The organism is Brotaphodocola sp. (genome assembly GCF_983179755.1).
On record NZ_CFAHBC010000001.1, the window covers coordinates 212,337 to 229,975 of the forward strand.

The 17,639-nt window shown below is 49.2% G+C and carries 14 protein-coding genes and 1 pseudogene; 13 read left to right on the forward strand and 2 right to left on the reverse strand.

What is annotated here, in order from left to right:
* Positions 1 to 79: 79 nt before the first annotated feature.
* The 7 genes and pseudogenes from AC4EVX_RS00885 (at position 80) to AC4EVX_RS00915 (ending at position 8,079) form a co-directional block, all read left to right on the forward strand.
* The gene (locus tag AC4EVX_RS00885) at positions 80 to 1,021 is read left to right on the forward strand and encodes an ABC transporter permease (RefSeq protein ID WP_490159369.1); all 942 of its coding nucleotides are present in this window, start codon (positions 80 to 82) and stop codon (positions 1,019 to 1,021) included.
* 14 nt (positions 1,022 to 1,035) lie between these two features.
* Positions 1,036 to 1,890: an ABC transporter permease gene (locus tag AC4EVX_RS00890; RefSeq protein WP_177978064.1), complete on the forward strand. Its 855-nt coding sequence runs from the start codon at positions 1,036 to 1,038 to the stop codon at positions 1,888 to 1,890.
* 1 nt (position 1,891) lies between these two features.
* Positions 1,892 to 2,872: pseudogene (locus tag AC4EVX_RS00895) on the forward strand (ABC transporter ATP-binding protein); the annotation flags it as partial.
* A 69-nt stretch (positions 2,873 to 2,941) separates the two neighbouring features.
* The gene (locus AC4EVX_RS00900; protein ID WP_490159398.1) at positions 2,942 to 3,922 is read left to right on the forward strand and encodes an ABC transporter ATP-binding protein; all 981 of its coding nucleotides are present in this window, start codon (positions 2,942 to 2,944) and stop codon (positions 3,920 to 3,922) included.
* 106 nt (positions 3,923 to 4,028) lie between these two features.
* Positions 4,029 to 5,654, forward strand: a complete 1,626-nt coding sequence (locus tag AC4EVX_RS00905) for an ABC transporter substrate-binding protein (protein ID WP_177978062.1) — start codon at positions 4,029 to 4,031, stop codon at positions 5,652 to 5,654.
* A 144-nt stretch (positions 5,655 to 5,798) separates the two neighbouring features.
* Complete coding sequence (locus tag AC4EVX_RS00910; RefSeq protein WP_177978061.1) at positions 5,799 to 6,785, forward strand: mannonate dehydratase; 987 nt, start codon at positions 5,799 to 5,801, stop codon at positions 6,783 to 6,785.
* 1 nt (position 6,786) lies between these two features.
* Positions 6,787 to 8,079, forward strand: a complete 1,293-nt coding sequence (locus tag AC4EVX_RS00915; RefSeq protein WP_177978060.1) for a glycosyl hydrolase family 28 protein — start codon at positions 6,787 to 6,789, stop codon at positions 8,077 to 8,079.
* Between the two features lie 103 nt (positions 8,080 to 8,182).
* On the opposite strand, the gene AC4EVX_RS00920 is transcribed toward AC4EVX_RS00915, so the two are convergent.
* Positions 8,183 to 8,857 carry a GntR family transcriptional regulator gene (locus AC4EVX_RS00920; protein ID WP_308451226.1) on the reverse strand — a complete coding sequence of 225 codons (675 nt, stop codon included), beginning with the start codon at positions 8,855 to 8,857 and terminating at the stop codon, positions 8,183 to 8,185.
* A gap of 12 nt (positions 8,858 to 8,869) precedes the next feature.
* A complete protein-coding gene (gene ispE / locus AC4EVX_RS00925) occupies positions 8,870 to 9,760 on the reverse strand; it encodes a 4-(cytidine 5'-diphospho)-2-C-methyl-D-erythritol kinase (protein WP_177978058.1) in 891 nt (296 codons plus the stop codon).
* Between the two features lie 679 nt (positions 9,761 to 10,439).
* Here ispE and AC4EVX_RS00930 point away from each other — a divergent pair.
* From AC4EVX_RS00930 to AC4EVX_RS00955, 6 genes are all read left to right on the forward strand, one after another.
* Positions 10,440 to 10,958, forward strand: coding sequence for a hypothetical protein (locus AC4EVX_RS00930; RefSeq protein WP_177978057.1), 519 nt, complete (start codon positions 10,440 to 10,442; stop codon positions 10,956 to 10,958).
* 184 nt (positions 10,959 to 11,142) lie between these two features.
* The gene (locus AC4EVX_RS00935; RefSeq protein WP_177978056.1) at positions 11,143 to 13,137 is read left to right on the forward strand and encodes a PrpR N-terminal domain-containing protein; all 1,995 of its coding nucleotides are present in this window, start codon (positions 11,143 to 11,145) and stop codon (positions 13,135 to 13,137) included.
* Between the two features lie 23 nt (positions 13,138 to 13,160).
* The gene (locus AC4EVX_RS00940) at positions 13,161 to 14,195 is read left to right on the forward strand and encodes a pectinesterase family protein (RefSeq protein ID WP_490159370.1); all 1,035 of its coding nucleotides are present in this window, start codon (positions 13,161 to 13,163) and stop codon (positions 14,193 to 14,195) included.
* A 209-nt stretch (positions 14,196 to 14,404) separates the two neighbouring features.
* Complete coding sequence (garR, locus tag AC4EVX_RS00945; RefSeq protein ID WP_177978055.1) at positions 14,405 to 15,298, forward strand: 2-hydroxy-3-oxopropionate reductase; 894 nt, start codon at positions 14,405 to 14,407, stop codon at positions 15,296 to 15,298.
* A 116-nt stretch (positions 15,299 to 15,414) separates the two neighbouring features.
* Positions 15,415 to 16,314, forward strand: coding sequence for a dihydrodipicolinate synthase family protein (locus AC4EVX_RS00950; protein WP_177978054.1), 900 nt, complete (start codon positions 15,415 to 15,417; stop codon positions 16,312 to 16,314).
* A 178-nt stretch (positions 16,315 to 16,492) separates the two neighbouring features.
* Positions 16,493 to 17,638 (forward strand): glycerate kinase, encoded by a 1,146-nt coding sequence (locus tag AC4EVX_RS00955; protein WP_177978053.1) that lies wholly within the window; start codon positions 16,493 to 16,495, stop codon positions 17,636 to 17,638.
* The last annotated feature ends 1 nt before the right edge of the window (position 17,639 follow it).

The following is a 17,639-nucleotide window of genomic DNA, read 5'->3' on the forward strand; positions in this document are numbered from 1 at the left end:
GTATTTGTTATCAAAAACGATTAAAATTGAATCATCAACAGGAGGGGAGGACGTGCAGAACTTGTTCTGACAGACAAAGATGAAGGGATATATAGCAAAAAGAACGGGACAGATGTTATTAGTTGTATTTCTTCTTTCTATTTTTATTTTCCTTCTGGTATCCATGATTCCGGGCGACCCGGTTTATGCGATGCTTGGAGAGGAAGTATCACAGGAAGAATATGATCGAGTGTTCCATGAACTGAAACTGGATCAGCCGGTGATTGTCCGGTATTTCAGCTGGCTTGCGGATGCGCTCCGTGGAGATCTCGGAGAATCCACCCAGTTCCACATGAAGACCTCGGAAGTACTTGCATCGAGAATTCCGATCACTCTGTTTTTCTCGATTGCAGCGTTTATCATTAGCGTTCCATTCGGAATTCTGTTTGGAGTTATCAGTGCAGTGAATCGTGGAAAGCCACTTGATACGGTTGTGACGCTGATCGCAAACGTGACGGCATGTCTTCCTCAATTCTGGTTCGCCTTGCTGATCATGTTCGTGTTTGCGATGAAGCTAGGCTGGTTGCCTTCCTACGGATTTGATTGGCCGTGGGTGAATGCGATGGGATGGAAACAGATGATCATGCCACTGTTTTGTCTTTCCCTGGGAGGTATCGCTTCCACGACGAGACAGACGAGATCGAGTATGCTTGAAGTCATCCGTCAGGATTACATCCGAACCGCAAGAAGTAAAGGTATCGCAAACAACAAGGTTATTTATCTTCATGCTCTGAAAAATGCATTGATTCCGGTTATCACGATTCTCGGTATGAGACTTGGAAACCTGATTGCCGGTTCGATGTTTGTAGAATCTGTTTTCAACATCCCGGGAATGGGATCTCTGATGGTAAAGGCAATCCAGTCAAGAGACATTCCGGTTGTTCAGGCTTGTGTGCTGGCAATCGCGCTGGTATCCTGTCTGGTGAATCTGGCAACGGATATCCTCTACGCAGTAGTCGATCCGCGAGTACGGTTTGAGTAAATTGGGAGGGCAGAATGAAAGATACAAAGAACATCAAAAAATTTTTCAAAACGGTATTTGCAAGAAAGGTGACGATCATCAATGCGATCATTGTCCTGCTCTTCATCTTTCTCGCACTATTCGCTCCGTTTGTCGCTCCGTATGATCCGGATAAGCCCGACTTTGCGGCATTTCTTCAGATGCCGAGTACCGCTCATTTTCTCGGAACCGATAACTTTGGACGAGATGTCTTGAGCAGAATTATTTACGGAACGAGAGTCAGCCTGATCATTGGCGTTCTCGCAGTCGTTGTGGCATGTGCAATCGGCACGGTGCTCGGAATGATCGCCGGTTATTTCGGTGGCTGGATCGATGATCTGATCACAAGACTGATGGAGGCGGTACGAGCAGTACCGCAGATCATTCTGGCGATGGCGCTGACCGCAGTATTTGGAAGCGGAATCAAGAACCTTGCAATCATCCTTGGAATTTCCTCAATGGCAGGATATGTCCGAATGATGAGAGGTCAGGTGCTTACGATAAAACAGGCAGATTACATCATGGCAGGAAAACTTCAGGGAAACAAAGATTTCCGCCTGATGTTTCGACACATTTTGCCAAACAGTATTTCCCCGATCATCGTTATGATGACTCAGCAGGTTGGTTCCACAATTCTTGCAGAGGCAGGCCTTAGCTTCCTCGGACTTGGAATCAGCGCACCGACAGCTTCCTGGGGAAGTATGGTCAGTGAGGGAAGAAACTATCTGATGGACAATCCGGTCTTTGCACTTATTCCGGGTGTCTGCGTTGCGATTCTGGTTATTTCGTTGAATATGTTGGGTGACGGTGTTCGAGATGCTCTCGATCCCAGACTGAGAGGGGAAGCATAGGATGGCAGAAAAACATTTATACGAGATCAAAAATATTGAGACGAGTTTTCGCACCGACGGAAAAATGTTTAAGGCAGTCGAAGATGTCTCCGTCTATCTGAATCCCGGAGAGATCATCGGAATTGTAGGAGAGTCCGGAAGCGGAAAATCCGTCACGATGATGAGTGCGCTTCAGCTGATTCAGGAGCCGGGCAAGGTCACCGGAGGAGAGGTTTATCTCGACGGAAGCGACAAAAACATGCTCAGTTATGGACCGAACAGTGCAGAAGTGAGAAAGATGCGCGGTGGAAGAGTCAGCATGATCTTCCAGGAGCCGATGACTTCGTTAAACCCGGTTCTGACAGTCGGATTTCAGATTCAGGAAAATATCATCGAACATCTTCATTTGAGCAAAGAAGAGGCAAAGAAACGTGCGATCGAGATGATGAAGATGGTCAACATTCCGGATGCAGAGGAGAGATTCACCTATTATCCTCAGCAGTTCTCCGGTGGTATGCGTCAGAGAATCATGATTGCGATGGCAATGTCCTCCGAGCCATCTGTCCTTGTCGCAGATGAGGCGACGACGGCTCTCGATGTAACGACTCAGGCTCAGATCCTTGAGATGATCCGTGACATCGCAAAGAAGACGAACACGGCTGTCGTGATCGTTACCCATAACCTTGGAATCGTCGCAAGATTCGCAGAGAGAATCTATGTCATGTATGCAGGCGGAATCGTGGAGACGACGGACGCCGAGAGGTTGTTTGAGAATCCGGAACACCCGTACACGAGAGCTCTTCTTCGTGCGATTCCGAGACTGGACGATGACCGTGACAGAATCCTGATTCCGATCGACGGACTTCCGCCGAACCCGGCATTGCGTCCAGAGTACTGCCCGTTCTATGACCGGTGTGAGTACCACATGGACAAGTGTAAATCTCAGAAAAAGCCAGTTCTCAAAGAACTTGAAAAAGATCATTTCTGTGCCTGCCATCTGACGGAGGCAGAGAAAGCACTCAAAAAGGCGGAGATCGATGCAAAGCCGGTGAAGAAGGCTGAGAGAGCTGTGATCGGCGATGAGATCTGTCTCGATGTAAAAGATGTGAAGAAGTATTTTCCGATCTACAAGGGAATGATGAGAAAGCATATCGGAGATGTGAAGGCGATCGAGGACATCAGCTTCCGCGTCAGAAAGGGTGAGACCCTCGGAATCGTAGGTGAGTCCGGATGTGGAAAGACAACCCTTGCGAGATGTATCATGAGAGTCTACCAGCCGGACAGCGGTGAGATCAATTTCAACGGAGTCGACATTGCAAAGTTCAACGACAAGCAGATGTATCCGTACCGCAAGCAGATGGCGATGATCTTCCAGGATCCGTTCTCCTCACTTGACCCGAGACAGACCGCAGAGTCGATTGTCGGGGAGTCTCTTCTGATTCACAAGCTCGTCAAGACGAGAGAGGAGTATGAGAAGAAAGTTGATGAACTGCTTCGGATGGTTGATCTTGACCCGTCGATGAAGAACCGTGTTCCTCACGAGTTCTCCGGTGGTCAGAGACAGAGAATCGGAATTGCGAGAGCACTTTCCTCAAATCCGGATCTGATCATCTGCGATGAGCCGATCTCGGCACTCGATGTCTCGATTCAGGCGCAGATCATCAACCTGCTTGAGGAACTTCAGGCGAAACTGGGACTGACGTACCTGTTTATCGCCCATGACCTTGCAGTTGTCAAACATATCAGTGATCGAATTCTCGTCATGTATCTCGGACGAATTGTGGAGATTGCGGAGTGTGAGGAACTTTACAGCAACACGCTTCATCCTTACACGAAGGTTCTGTTAGGGGCAGTTCCGGTCGCAGATCCGAAGGTCGAGAAGACGAGAGAGCGCGTGGAGATCCGCGGTGAGGTTCCGAGTCTTACGAACCGTCCGACAGGATGCCCGTTCAGCGATCGATGCAACTGTGTGACTGACCGGTGCCGGAAGGAAGTTCCAAAGTTAAAGGATGTCGGAAACGGACATGAGGTTGCATGTTTCCTGTATGAGTAAGCAGTACCTCTTATAAAGTTGATTCTTATAGCGGTCGGTGAGATGACCGACCGCTAATGATAAGAGCAAATTAAGGGAAAAAGGAGAAAAAAGGAGGAGGCAATTTATGAAGTTCAAGAAAGTGTTATCGATGTTTTTGGCAGCATCCATGTGTGCAGGTGCACTCAGCGGATGTGGGGGATCTGCAAAAGACAGCGCGGAGACGACCGCACAGCAGAGTGCGTCTGGGGAGACCACTGCAAGTGCTGAGTCATCCGCAGAGAGCAAGCCGGCAGGCACTCTGAAAGAGGGCGGAGACTTAAAGATTGCGATTCCGCAGTTCCAGAAGACTTTCTTCATGCCACAGTCGACTTCAACCGGTGACTGGTTCGCAGCACAGCCGGTTCTCGAACAGCTCGGCAGACAACTTGAGGATGGTTCATATGAGCCGTGGCTTGCAGAGAAATTTGAGACTGATGCGGATAACCTGACCTTCACGATCACGCTGAGAGATGGGGTAAAGTTCAGCGATGGCAGTGATTGCAATGCAGAGGTTGTTGCATGGAACATTCAGCAGTATGTGGACAACGGAAAAGGATCTGAGGTCTGCAACCCGAAGAGCATCGAGGTAGTGGATGACAAGACGGTCAAGATCACGTTTGATGAGTGGTCAAACATCTGGGACAGCGCAATCGGCAGTGTCTTCATCGCTTCCAAGAAGGCTTATGATGATAATGGTGAAGAGTGGTGCAAGACACATGCAGTCGGCACCGGTCCGTTCATCCTTGATGAGTATGTAACCGATAACAAGGTAACCTACCACAAGAATCCGGATTACCGTATCGCGGGCGAGCCGCATATCGACAAGCTCGAGATCGACATGATGTCGGATGTGAACACGATGATGTCCGCAATGCTGAACAAGGAAGTCGGTGTTGCACTGAAGTTTGAGAGCGATTCGATCATCAAACAGCTCCAGAATGCAGGATTCACAGCAATCGGACGTAAGACCGCAAACGTTGCAGATATCAAGCACATCATCTGGAACAGTAAGTCCGACAAGCACCCGATGGGAGATCTGAAGGTTCGTCAGGCAATCATGCATGCAATTCCGTGGGACGATGTAGCAGGTGCACTTTCCGGTGGTATCGGTGAGGCAACCCCGCTGTTCGCAGCACCGGACTCCTGGGCATACAAAGAGGGAACCGAGTTCTATGAGTACAACATAGATCTCGCAAAATCGATGCTTGCAGAGGCAGGATATCCGGATGGATTTGACACTAAGATTTACTGCAAGTCTCAGGATAACGATACGGCTACCGCATTCCAGGCAATCCTGTCTTCCGTCAATGTCAATGCAGAGGTTGTAACGATGGACGCATCTGCTCTGGCTGAAATGCAGAAGGATGATGATATTGATGGATTCATTGCAAACCGTGGCGCAAGTAAGATGGACTTCACCGCAAACTATATCCGCCTGTACTCCACCGAGGGTATCAAGAACCATGGCATCATGCTTGATCCGCCGGAATTTGAGGACCCGCTGTTTGCAGCAAGAGCCGCAAAGACTCAGGATGAGAAGAAAGAAAAACTTCAGGAAGCAGCTGTTGCACTCGCACATGACTATGTGATGATCACTCCTCTTGCTATCATTTACTATCAGTCCTTTGCAGATCCGGCACTTGCAGATACTGGAATTTACGATGTAAGCCTTGAGCAGTGGACTCCGGAAGCAGTACACTGGACCGAATAAAAAGGTCGAAGAAAACGACCAAAGAGATAGACTAGAGACAGAGACAGCAAGAGAGAACGGACGGTTACTGCTTGCGCAATGCGTGAACAGTAACGCCGGACGACAAAAAAGACGGGGAGAAATTAGAAAAAGGCGGGTAGGACTATGTTAGGAGAGAAGATCAAGATCCAGTCGAGAGTCAATTCCGACTACACCGACGAGCAACTGCTTTTAATCAAGCAGATGGGAATCAAGTATGTATATGTAATCTTTTCCGATGAGGACAGCAACTATGACAGCGTGATGCGCTTCATGAACAGACTGGACAAGTTTGGTCTGACCTGTACCGATGCGGGAAATGTGGGAATTTACAAGAACGCAAAGATTCATCTCGGACTTCCGGGAAGGGATGAGGCGATCGAGAAATTCAACCAGTTCAACATTATTCTGGCAAAGGCAGGCATCCACATCGGATACATGACCTGGGAGCCGAACAAGGTATTGACCTCAAAGTGGGCAGTTGGTGAGAAGACGAGAGGAGCCGTCGCAAGAATCGTCGACACCGATCAGCTTGCACAACTGCCGTACACACATGGAAGACTCTACACGAAGGAGGAGATGTGGGACAACTTCAAATACTTCCTCGACCGGGTACTTCCGGTGTGTGAGGACATCGACTTGAAGCTCGCTCTTCATCCGAACGATCCGCCGGTAGACTGCCTGTGTGGAATCTCCAACCTGATTACCTCCGCAGAAGATTACAAGCATGCGTTTGAGCTTGCGGGAAACAGCCCGTATCTCGGCATGAAGATGTGTATCGGATGTTGGCTTGAGGGCGGAGAGCATTTCGGAAATGTTCTCGAGGACATCAAGTACTTCGTGGAGAATAAGAAAGTGCTCTGCGTACATTTCAGAAATGTCAGCAACACCATACCGCGATTCGAGGAAACTCTGCTTGAGGACGGCTACATGGATATGTACAAAGTCATGAAAGAGTTTGTCAAGGCAGATTACGACGGCGTGCTTCACGCTGACCACGTTCCGCTGTGGGGCGAGGGAGTCGGCACGGGTGGATCAACGACCGCATGGACATACAGCATGGGTTACATCAAGGCACTTTGGAAATGTGCAATGGCAGAGGTAAACAAGTAAAATGATTAATATTCTTGATTTCGGAGCCGTGGGCGACGGAGTCACGCTTGATACGCAGGCAGTCCAGCAGGCGCTGGACTCCTGCCGTGAAAGCGGTGGCGTTGTGCTTGTCCCGGGCGGAAGAACATACAAAATCGGAACCATTCAAATTTACTCCAACACCGAACTTCATATTGAGAGCGGGGCAGTGCTCAGGCAGAGCGAGCGCATCGAGGATCTTAGAAGTATTACGGTTGTGGAAAAATCAAACAATGAGACGGACATTCCCTCGTATATCAACTGTGAATACAATGGCAAGCCGGCTCATTATTTTATTTATGCAACCGGTGAGAATATTCGGATCACCGGTCACGGAGCGATCGATGGAAATGAGGTGGTCTACTACGGAACCGAGACCCAGTACCACATCGAGGGTGCGTGGTATCCGAGAACTCCGCTTCTCTATATCGAGGATGTCCGCCACTTCACAATCACCGGCGTGACGCTTCAGAATTCCGCATTCTGGACGCTCCACATGGTCGGCTGTCAGGATGTTCTCGTCGATGGAATCCGGATTCTGAACAATATGAAGATGGCAAACTGTGACGGAATCGACCCGGATCACTGCCAGAATGTGAGAATTCAGAACTGCTACATCGAGTCAGCGGACGATTGCATTGTGCTCAAGACAACTGAGGCAGAACAGAAATACGGGACGACTGAAAATGTAATCATCAGTGGTTGTATCCTTGAATCCACAAGTGCGGCAATCAAGTTCGGAACGGAGAGCGAGGGTGATTTTAGAAATATCCTCATTGACAACTGCATCATCCGAAAGTCGAACCGTGGCGTAGCCCTTCAGCTTCGCGACAAGGGAAATATCGAGAATGTGCAGATCCGCAATCTGATGATCGAGACGAGAAATTTCATTGACCAGTACTGGGGCAATGCGGAGGGCATCTATATCACCGCAGAGGAGCGCCATGAGGGTCGCCCGTTCGGAAAAATTCGAAATGTAAGGCTTGAGAACATTCAGATCACCGGCGAGAGCGGAGTCTTCGTGTACGGATCAAAGCCAGGGCATATCGATGGAATCTCGATGAAGGACATCTCGGTTCATCTGCTCAAAAACAGCAAGTGGGCTTGTGACGGTTACGACATCCGACCGTGTGACGGCGAGGGACTTCTCGCAGGTAAGATCTACGGCGCATACATTCGCGGGGCGAAGAATGTGACCGTCCAGAACCTGAATGCGGAGGCAGAGGATGGTTTCCCGTATGGAGGAGAGGTCTTCTGGGATGAAGCGGAAGCGTAAGAAAATTTTTTAGTAGTAAGTAAGATAGTCAGGTTAAGATAATGAGATGAAAAAAGCGATGAATCGGAGAAAAAATTAATTTCTGATTCATCGCTTTTTTTATTTACTGCTGTTCCTTTAAATTCCTGGAAACCGTGATCTCCTGATTGTCGATGTGCTCGCGGATTGCGGTCTTTGCCTCTGCGACGTGGCGACCACGGATTGCCTTGAGGATATTGTCGTGCTCAACGACGAGGATCTGGCGTTTGTCAGCGTCCTTGATGTACTCGAGGCGGTAGCGGTACATCTGCTCTCTCAAATTGTTCAGAATCTGAACGAGGCGGTTGTTTCCGGTTCCGTTGTAAATGATGTCGTGGTAGCGTTCATCGGTCTCTGCCATGCTCATTGCATCGCCGGAGGTGATTGCAATGCGGAACGCATTCTGTGCTTCCTGAAGTTCACGGATGTCATCTTCGGTCATACGCTGGCAGGCAAGCTCGATTGCAAGTTCCTCGAGGGAACGGCGAACCTCAAGCACATCGCGCAGACTCTTCTCGGAAATCTTTGCGACTTCTGCTCCCTTTCTCGGAATCATGAGAACGAGACCCTCCAGCTCGAGTTTGCGGATTGCCTCGCGGATCGGGGTACGGCTTACGCCGAGGCGGTCGGCAAGCTGAATCTCCATCAGACGTTCACCCGGCTCAAGTTCGCCTTTTAAGATTGCCTGGCGCAGGGTGTTGAAGACTACATCTCGAAGTGGCAGATATTCGTTCATATTGACTTTCAGTTCATGATTCATAATGCACTCTCCTTACTGATTCAGATTGTAAAAGTTTGTCAGATAAACCTGTTTAGCGAGATTGGAGGACTCGCCGAACCGCATGTGTTCGTAGGCGGTTGTGGCGGTTTCCTGATCCGGGAAAAGACCAAAGACCGTAGGTCCGCTTCCGCTCATCAGAGATCCGATCGCGCCGTGACGGAGCATCGTGTCCTTGATCTCCTGAATGATCGGATATTCCTTGATGGTGACGGTCTCAAGAATATTTCCAAGATTTTCCGCGATTCCGGAAATCTGACCGTCGCGGATCGCGGTGAGAATGCCGTCAATATTCGGGTGATCAGCCGGGGAGAGCTGATTGAGGTGCAGGTTTTCGTAGACAAATTTTGTAGACACATTAATTGATGGCTTGGCAATCAAAACCGGACACTGGGGAACCGGCGGGAGAGGAGTCAGAATTTCTCCGATTCCCTCGGAAAGTGCCGTTCCGCGCATCAGACAGTAGGGAACATCTGCGCCGATCTTGACACCGCGTTCCATCAGCTCTTCCATCGAGAGTCCGAGGCGAAAAATCCGGTTGACTCCAAAAAGAACGGCAGCCGCATCGCTGCTTCCGCCCGCCATTCCCGCTGCAACCGGAATAAACTTTTTCAGACGGATGGAGAGTCCTTCTTTGATGTCGAATTCATCCATGAGGAGCTTGGCAGCCCGGTAAACCAGATTGTTTTCGTTTGTAGGGAGATAATAGAGGTTACATTCCACCGAAATGCCCGGTTCAGGCTTCGGTTCAAGATCGAGACGGTCAAAGATGCCGACGGTCTGCATAATCATGCGAACTTCGTGGTATCCATCTTCTCGGCGTTTCAGGACATCAAGTCCCAGATTAATTTTTCCATATGCTTTCAGAGCAAGATGTCTGGCCATAAATTCCTCCTTAGAAGGTTGAACAGACAGGTGTTTATGGGTCTGTCTGAACATTATTTTGCATCGTATCATCGTGTTCTGTCTGGTCACTGTTTGCGGGATTTCGTGAATAGTGTGGGGGGCTTCCAGTGACGCTTTCGATCCATACCTGCAATGATACGGGTCACATATTTCTTGTATACAGTATATTATAAAATGGAGCGCACAAATGTGCAAGTGATTTTGTCGCAGTTTTAACGAAAGTTTTTCATGTTTTTATGCCGTAAGATGCCGTAAGCGCTTTCATTTTTGCGGGAGGAATCTGGCCGAAGCAACCGTGCCTCGGCGCGAGAATGTGCCAAGGTACATTCTTTATTTCTTTATGTGAAATAAGAATGAAAATGGTAGATAAAAAATGAAAAGAGGTTCCTGTTTGCATAACAGATGAACAGGAACGAAATTGTGAAATTTTCTTTACTTTTTCTTGAAAAACCTGTTCAAATGAAAAGGAATCGTATATAATACATCGTATTGCGTCGTCTGCTCCATAAAATTTTGGGATCCCTCTCTGGTGAGGGAAAAAGTGGTGACCGTTTGTGATACTGTGTTTTGGAATTTGAAGAGATAGAGTGAGCTGGCGACGAAGATAAAAATATGGATGAAGTTTTGAAAAGTGATGAAAATCAGGAGGAAATGAATTATGAAAAAAAGAACACTGACTTCCCTTCTTCTGGCAACTGCCTGTGTACTTCTGCTGGGTGGTTGTACAAAGAGCAACATTGTGCGTCAGGATGAAGCGGCTTCTGACGGAGCGCCGGATTTCAATATGTATATGAACATCGAGATTGATGAGGATCAGCTTCACGACGATGTGAATGACGTGATTCTCGAGGAAGATGACTATCCGATGGCATCACAGGTAGACTTTGCCCTTCATCTCGATCAGGAGTACATCGATGTTGAGGTTGTCGTGAAGGATGGAACGAGCGGAGCAGATGCAGCGGAATACGCAAGCGATGCGCTCAAGTGCATCAACGATCAGGTCGCTGTACAGGATTTCTCCTACGGTGAGTCTGGGGATGATACATTCGGCGGTCTGTATCAGGATAATGAGGTAAATTTAAAGATCTATCAGGAGTCTGAGTATCCGGATGGAAAGCCGATGTATGAGACGACGATCCCGAAAGATACCTATATGACATTTGATGTGGAAGACTGAGAATAGATGAAGAGATAAAAAGAGACGAAGTAATTGTGAAGATATTGAACAGTTAAATTAGACATGCTTTAAATGAGGAGGCTGTCGCAAGGCGGACTGAGAGACAGTTCCAGCATTTGCGACAGCCTGTTTTTCGTTTTACAGGAATTGTTTATTTCTTACAGAAAATTTAAAGGGGGATTTTATGGGGAAGATAGCACTTCTGGTCTCGAGGGAGGAGATGCTTCATCAGGCGCACAATATTTTGCAGGAGAAGAAACTTGAGATTCAGGAAATGCGCGTGATCCGGACGGAGAATGCGGTGACAGAAGCCAGACGCTCGATTGCGGACGGGGCTTCGATCATCATTGCGCGAGGACTTCAGGCGTCGTTAATCAAGCAGTACACGGATATTCCGGTTGTCGAGATTGTGCTGACCGCTCAGGAGATGGCGCTCCTTGTGATGAAGGCAAAACAGATCGTCAAAAAGCAAAGACCGGTGATCGCGGTTGTGGGATTTCAGAATATGTTCTGTGATATGTCCTACTTTGATGAACTCTATGGGATTGAGCTGAGGACGTATTTTGCAAGACAGGGAGCGGGACTTCCGGGGGCGGTGCGCTCGGCGATGGAGGATCAGGCGGATCTGATTATCGGAGGAGATACGGCGGTTTCACTTGCGACGCAGGCGGGAGTACCGTCACTGTTTCTCTCGATGACTGAGGATTCGATGCGTCAGGCATTTTCAATGGCGGAGAGCATGGACTATGCGATGAGCGTGGAGAAGAAGACAGCTGCCCAGATTGAGACGATTTCGGATTACTCGTTCAGCGGAATTATGCGAATGGATGCAGACGGGCTTGTCGCGGCGGTGAATCCGGTGATGGAGGATCTGTTCGGAAAACCTCAGGAGAAACTCTGTGGTCAGAATGTTCGGACTTTGCTTCCGTCGATCGGGGAGGAAGCACTCAGAAAAGTGCTCGGTGAGGGCAAAGATTATTCGCTGACGATGGAGATCGGTCATGTTCCGCTCTATGTCCTCCTTGCACCTGTGCTCTATGAGAGTCGGGTGGACGGTGCAATCATGAGCTGTCACCGCGTGAGAAGGAGCGTACAGGTTCTGCCAAAGAGCAGTGAGAAGGAGAGGGGGCAGAAAGGGCTTCCGCCACTCGTTCGTTTTGACGATATTCTTCAGGAATCGCCTGCAATGCAGGAGTGTATCCGCCTGGCAGGGCTTTACGCGCTCTCAGAGCATCCGGTTGTGCTCTCCGGGGAGCCGGGAACGGAGAAACGCATGATTGCGGAGAGCATTCACAACAGCGGAAGCCGGAGCAGAGGTCCATTTCTCGATGTGCCGTGTGAGGGACTGACCGGAGAGGAACAGCGAAATATGATTTTCGGGGAGAGGGGAGCGGTGCTTCAGGCTCAGGGCGGAACCCTGCTTCTTCGGGATCTTGAGTATCTGACCTCGGCAAATCAATACCGCCTCTACCAGTTGATCCGGTTTCGCGTCTGCTACGGCGCGGACATTGCCTCGCTCAGAAAAGTCAGCGTGCGCGTTATGGCGACGGTCGGAGAACCGCTGGCGCTTCTTGCAGATCAGGGAAGAATCAGCCGGGATCTCTATTACCTGCTCTCGGGTCTGGAGCTTGCGGTTCCGCCACTCAGAGAGCGACCGGAAGATTTGAGTGAGAAACTTGAGGAGACGCTTCAGGACTGCTGTGACCGCTATTCGCGATACCATGTGCTGACAGCCGGGGCAAAACAGCTTTTGATTCATTATCCATGGCGTGGAAATCTGTTCCAGATAGAGAGCTTTTTTGAGCGCCTGATTTTGACTGCAGATCGCAGAAGTCTTGATGAAAATGTGGTGCGTGCACTCTTAAATGAGCTTTACCCGGAAAATACGCACCGAAAAGTCTGGGGGAATGAAGATGCCAATTTCTCGGCTTCCGGAATCGGAATCCCGGGGCAGACCGGACAAAATTCACAGATTTTACAGAACTCCCAGACGACACAGATGGTACAGACGACACAGAAAGATCAGAGTGTGGGAGCGTTACCGATTTCTCCGCGTGCACAGGTGATCCTTGACACGCTGAAAAAATATGGTGGGAACCGGGAACAGACGGCAAAAGAACTGAAAGTCAGCAAGAGTACGCTGTGGCGACTCATGAAGAAATACAATATTAACTGGTAGACAGGGAGGTCAGAGAGAACGATATGATGGAAAACAACAGCGAAAAACACAATAAGAATCACTGTGACAGTGAGATTGAGATGAAAAAGGGCACAGAAATGCCGATGGAAGGATTGGTGGAAACGGAGAACGGAACATTTTCTTCGATTCAGGAGGCACTTGATGATCTGGAGCATCATCCTGATACAGTGCGCCGGATTCTCGTTCATCCGGGTATCTACGAGGAGCAGGTGACGGTGCGTGTGCCAGGAGTGACGATCTGCGGGGAGAGCCGTGAGACGGCAGAGCAGACCGTAATTACCTGCGCGCTCGGAGCGAGAACGATCCTCGACGACGGAAAGAAGAGAGGGACATTTCGGACTTACACGATGTTTGTCGACGCTCCGGATGTGACACTGGAAAACCTGACAATCGAGAATGGCGCCGGTCCGGGAACTGAGGTCGGACAGGCGATTGCACTCTATGCGGACGGAGATCGGCTCTGTGTGCGCGGTTGTCGACTGCTCGGATGGCAGGACACGCTGTTTACAGCTCCGCTTCCGCCAAAGGAGATCGAGAAGGACGGTTTTATCGGACCGAAGCAGTTTGCGCCGAGAACGAAGACACGCCAGTATTATGAGGATTGCTATATCGAGGGCGAGGTTGACTTTATCTTTGGAGGCGCAATGGCGTGGTTTGAGAACTGCACGCTGTTTTCCAAGAACGTCGACCGCGAGATCAAGGGATATGTGACAGCCCCGTCCACGCCGGAAGATCAGCGGTTCGGCTATGTGATGAGCCACTGTCGGTTTGAGAGTAACTGCCCGGAGAAAACTGTTTATCTCGGTCGTCCGTGGAGAGAATGGGCGAAGGTTGTTCTTCTAAACTGCGAGATCGGTGCTCATATCCGTGCGGAGGGATGGAATGACTGGGGAAAAGAGCTTGCGCACGAGACTTCGTTTTTTGCAGAGTACGGATGCTTCGGGCAGGGTGCAGACCTTAGTAATCGTCCTGACTGGACGCACCAGCTGACAAAAGATCAGGCAGAAGAGTATAGCGTAGCAAAAATGTTTGAATAAAAATGAAATGACTCTTAATAAAAATAAAATAAAATGAAATATTGTCTTTTTTGTATAGAAAACAAACTCGAATTTAGTAAAACAGCCGATTGCGAACCGCAAAAAAATTTCTTATAATCAGGTCAGAGTTAAGGAAAGAGATTCCTTGACAGACCAAATAAGAAGTAACAACCAAACTTATCATATATTAAGAAAGTGAGGAAATTGAAATGAAAATTGGATTTATTGGACTTGGTATCATGGGAAGACCGATGGCAAAGAACCTGGTAAAAGCAGGTTACGAGCTGGTCGTTTTCGATTTTAATAAAGATGCAGTAGCAGATCTGGTATCCTGCGGTGCAAAGGCAGCAGAGAGCGGTAAGGAAGTAGCTTCCCAGGTAGATGTAGTTATCACCATGGTTCCGAATTCCCCGCACGTAAGAGCAGCAGTCCTGGGCAAGGATGGCGTTGCTGAGGGTGCTAAGCCGGGTCTGGTTCTGATTGACATGAGCTCCATTGATCCTACCGAGAGCAAGAAGATCGGTGAGGAGTGCGCAAAGTACGGCATCGAGATGCTGGATGCTCCGGTATCCGGTGGTGAGCCGAAGGCAATCGACGGAACCCTGTCTGTTATGGTAGGTGGTAAGAAGGATCTGTTCGACAAGTACTATGACATGCTGATGGTAATGGCTGGCTCTGTTGTATACGTTGGCGATCTTGGTTCCGGTAATGTTGCAAAGCTGGCTAACCAGATGGTAGTTGCAATCAACATTGCAGCAGTTGCAGAGGCTCTGACCTTCGCTAAGAAGGCTGGCACCGATCCGGAGCTGGTTTACAAGGCAATCCGTGGTGGTCTGGCTGGATCTACCGTTATGGATGCAAAGGCACCGATGATGCTTGATGGCAACTACAAGCCGGGCTTCCGTATCGAGCTTCACATCAAGGATCTGAACAACGCTCTGAATGCAGCACATGCAATCAGCTCCCCGGCTCCGCTGACCGCTCAGATGATGGAGGTTATGCAGTTCCTGAGAGCAGAGGGATGCGACAAGGAAGATCATTCCAGCATCGTAAAGTACTACGAGAAGATCTCTGGTACCAGCGTAGTAAAAGAGAACAAGTAATTAGAGTAATTACAGAATTACAATAAATTTCTAACAAAACAGAGGGTGCCAAATGATAACAGGCTGAAAAACAGATAACGTTATCTGGAGGCACCCTTTTTAAAAGGAGAATGGCGATGAATACAGATTTTATTAAGGGTGTAGTAGTTCCGATTCTGACCCCGATTGATGAGAATGAGCTGATTGATGAGAAGAAGATGCGTGAGCAGGTTGATTTCGTAATCAACGGCGGTGTAAGTGGTATCCTTGCATTCGGTAGCAACGGTGAGTTCTATGTGATCGAAGAGGACGAGATGGAGCGTGGCTTAAAGATCATGGTAGATCAGGCAGCTGGTCGTGTTCCGGTATACTTCGGAATCGGTGCAATCAGCACCAAGAAATGTGTTCGTCTTGCAAAGATGGCAGTTGCAAACGGTGCAGCAGGTATCTCTGTACTTCAGCCGATGTTCTTAAAGCCAACTGAGACTGAGCTGTTTGAGCACTTTAAGACGATCGCAGAGGCAGTTCCGGATACCCCAATGCTTCTGTACAACAACCCGGGACGTGTTGGTTACACGATGTCCGGAAACCTTGTAGAGCGTCTGGCTCATGAGGTTAAGAACATTGTAGGTATGAAGGATACCAGCGGTGATATCACCCAGACTTCTGAGTTCATCCGTCGTACCAGAGACGTAAACTTCAAGGTATTCGGTGGAAAGGATACTCTGCTGTACGCTTCCATGTGCCACGGCGCAGTAGGTGGTGTATGCACCGCAGCGAACTTCATGCCGGAGCTGATCACCGATGTATACAACAAGTACGTTGCAGGTGATCTTCAGGGATCTCTTGAGGCTCAGTTCAAGCTGAATCCGGTACGTCTGTCCATGGATGGTGCCAGCTTCCCGGTTGCAGCAAAGGATATGGCAAATCTGCGCGGAAGAGAGATCGGTGTTCCGTACAAGCCGAACCTGCCGACTCCGGAGGGTGCAGTTCTTGACAAGATCAAGAAAGAGATGAAGACCGCAGGTCTGATCTAATCATTCTTATTTCTAATAGACTTAATTAATTTGACAGACGAGTTTTTTGACAGGTATATTTTTCCAAAAAATATAGAGAAAAACGGCGAGTGAACCGGCACCGGCGAATGTCCGGTGTCGGTTCTTTTTCATATAGGATATATGCGATATAAGATAAGAGTATAATAGGAGGGTGATTATGAAGTTACTGTTTGCTTCTGATTCTTTTAAGGGGACCCTGTCCTCAGAGCAGATCATTCGTCTTTTGACCGAGACGGCAGAGAAAATTTTCCCGGGATGTGAGACAAGCGGAGTTCCGATCGCAGACGGCGGTGAGGGAACGGTTGATGCAGTCATTGCAGTGACAAAAGGCTCTCTGCGCAAGGTGAAGGTTCACGGACCTCTGATGGAGGAGACGGAGGCTTCTTACGGTGTATTCCACGGCGACAGCGCAATCATTGAGATGGCAAGCGCATCTGGTCTTCCGATGGTTCCGACCGAGAAGCGCAATCCGTTAAACACGACAACCTACGGAACCGGTGAGCTGATCAAGGATGCCTTGGATCAGGGATACCGCAAGCTCTCGATTGCAATCGGCGGAAGTGCAACGAACGACGGTGGAATGGGCGCAATGCGTGCGCTTGGAGTTCGTTTCCTCGATGTGGATGGCGCAGAGCTTTCTGGCTGTGGCGCAGACCTTGAGAAAGTTGCAAAAATCGATATGAGCGGTCTTCATCCGGCTATCGCTGAGGCAGAGATCACCGTTATGTGCGATGTCAACAATCCGCTGACCGGACCGGACGGCGCGACTTACACCTTCGGCAAGCAGAAGGGCGGTACCCCGGAGATTCTTGACCGGCTTGAGGCAGGCATGAAGCACTATGCTCAGATGATGCGCGAGAATGGCATGGATGTCGAGCAGATGGCAGGTGCAGGTGCAGCAGGTGGTCTTGGAGCAGCTCTCTGTGGATACCTTCATGCATCCTTAAAGTCCGGCATTGAGACCGTGCTTGATCTGATTAATTTTGACGGTCTGCTTGAGGGAACCGATCTGGTTGTGACTGGAGAGGGAAGAATCGACTGGCAGTCCGCATTCGGAAAAGTTCCGAGTGGAATCGGTCTGCGTTGCAAGAACCACGGTGTTCCGGCTGTTGCGATTGTCGGCGGTATGGGAGATGGCGCTGAGAAGATTTATGAGTTTGGTGTGGACAGTATCATGTCTACGATCAACGGCGCAATGGACATTGAGGAAGCCCTTGACCGTGCGGAGGAGCTGTATCGCGGTGCAGCAGAGCGCACGTTCCGCCTGATTCGTGCAGGAATGGAGATTGGAAAGAAGGCGTAAT

What these genes read in the sequence shown, in the direction of transcription:
- AC4EVX_RS00940 (WP_490159370.1), top strand. Translation starts at nt 13,161, where the DNA reads ATGATGGAAAACAACAGCGAAAAACACAATAAGAATCACTGTGACAGT.
- AC4EVX_RS00935 (WP_177978056.1), top strand. Translation starts at nt 11,143, where the DNA reads ATGGGGAAGATAGCACTTCTGGTCTCGAGGGAGGAGATGCTTCATCAG.
- AC4EVX_RS00905 (WP_177978062.1), top strand. Translation starts at nt 4,029, where the DNA reads ATGAAGTTCAAGAAAGTGTTATCGATGTTTTTGGCAGCATCCATGTGT.
- AC4EVX_RS00915 (WP_177978060.1), top strand. Translation starts at nt 6,787, where the DNA reads ATGATTAATATTCTTGATTTCGGAGCCGTGGGCGACGGAGTCACGCTT.
- AC4EVX_RS00930 (WP_177978057.1), top strand. Translation starts at nt 10,440, where the DNA reads ATGAAAAAAAGAACACTGACTTCCCTTCTTCTGGCAACTGCCTGTGTA.
- AC4EVX_RS00950 (WP_177978054.1), top strand. Translation starts at nt 15,415, where the DNA reads ATGAATACAGATTTTATTAAGGGTGTAGTAGTTCCGATTCTGACCCCG.
- AC4EVX_RS00955 (WP_177978053.1), top strand. Translation starts at nt 16,493, where the DNA reads ATGAAGTTACTGTTTGCTTCTGATTCTTTTAAGGGGACCCTGTCCTCA.
- ispE (WP_177978058.1), bottom strand. Translation starts at nt 9,760, where the DNA reads ATGGCCAGACATCTTGCTCTGAAAGCATATGGAAAAATTAATCTGGGA.
- AC4EVX_RS00890 (WP_177978064.1), top strand. Translation starts at nt 1,036, where the DNA reads ATGAAAGATACAAAGAACATCAAAAAATTTTTCAAAACGGTATTTGCA.
- garR (WP_177978055.1), top strand. Translation starts at nt 14,405, where the DNA reads ATGAAAATTGGATTTATTGGACTTGGTATCATGGGAAGACCGATGGCA.
- AC4EVX_RS00885 (WP_490159369.1), top strand. Translation starts at nt 80, where the DNA reads ATGAAGGGATATATAGCAAAAAGAACGGGACAGATGTTATTAGTTGTA.
- AC4EVX_RS00920 (WP_308451226.1), bottom strand. Translation starts at nt 8,857, where the DNA reads ATGAATCATGAACTGAAAGTCAATATGAACGAATATCTGCCACTTCGA.
- AC4EVX_RS00910 (WP_177978061.1), top strand. Translation starts at nt 5,799, where the DNA reads ATGTTAGGAGAGAAGATCAAGATCCAGTCGAGAGTCAATTCCGACTAC.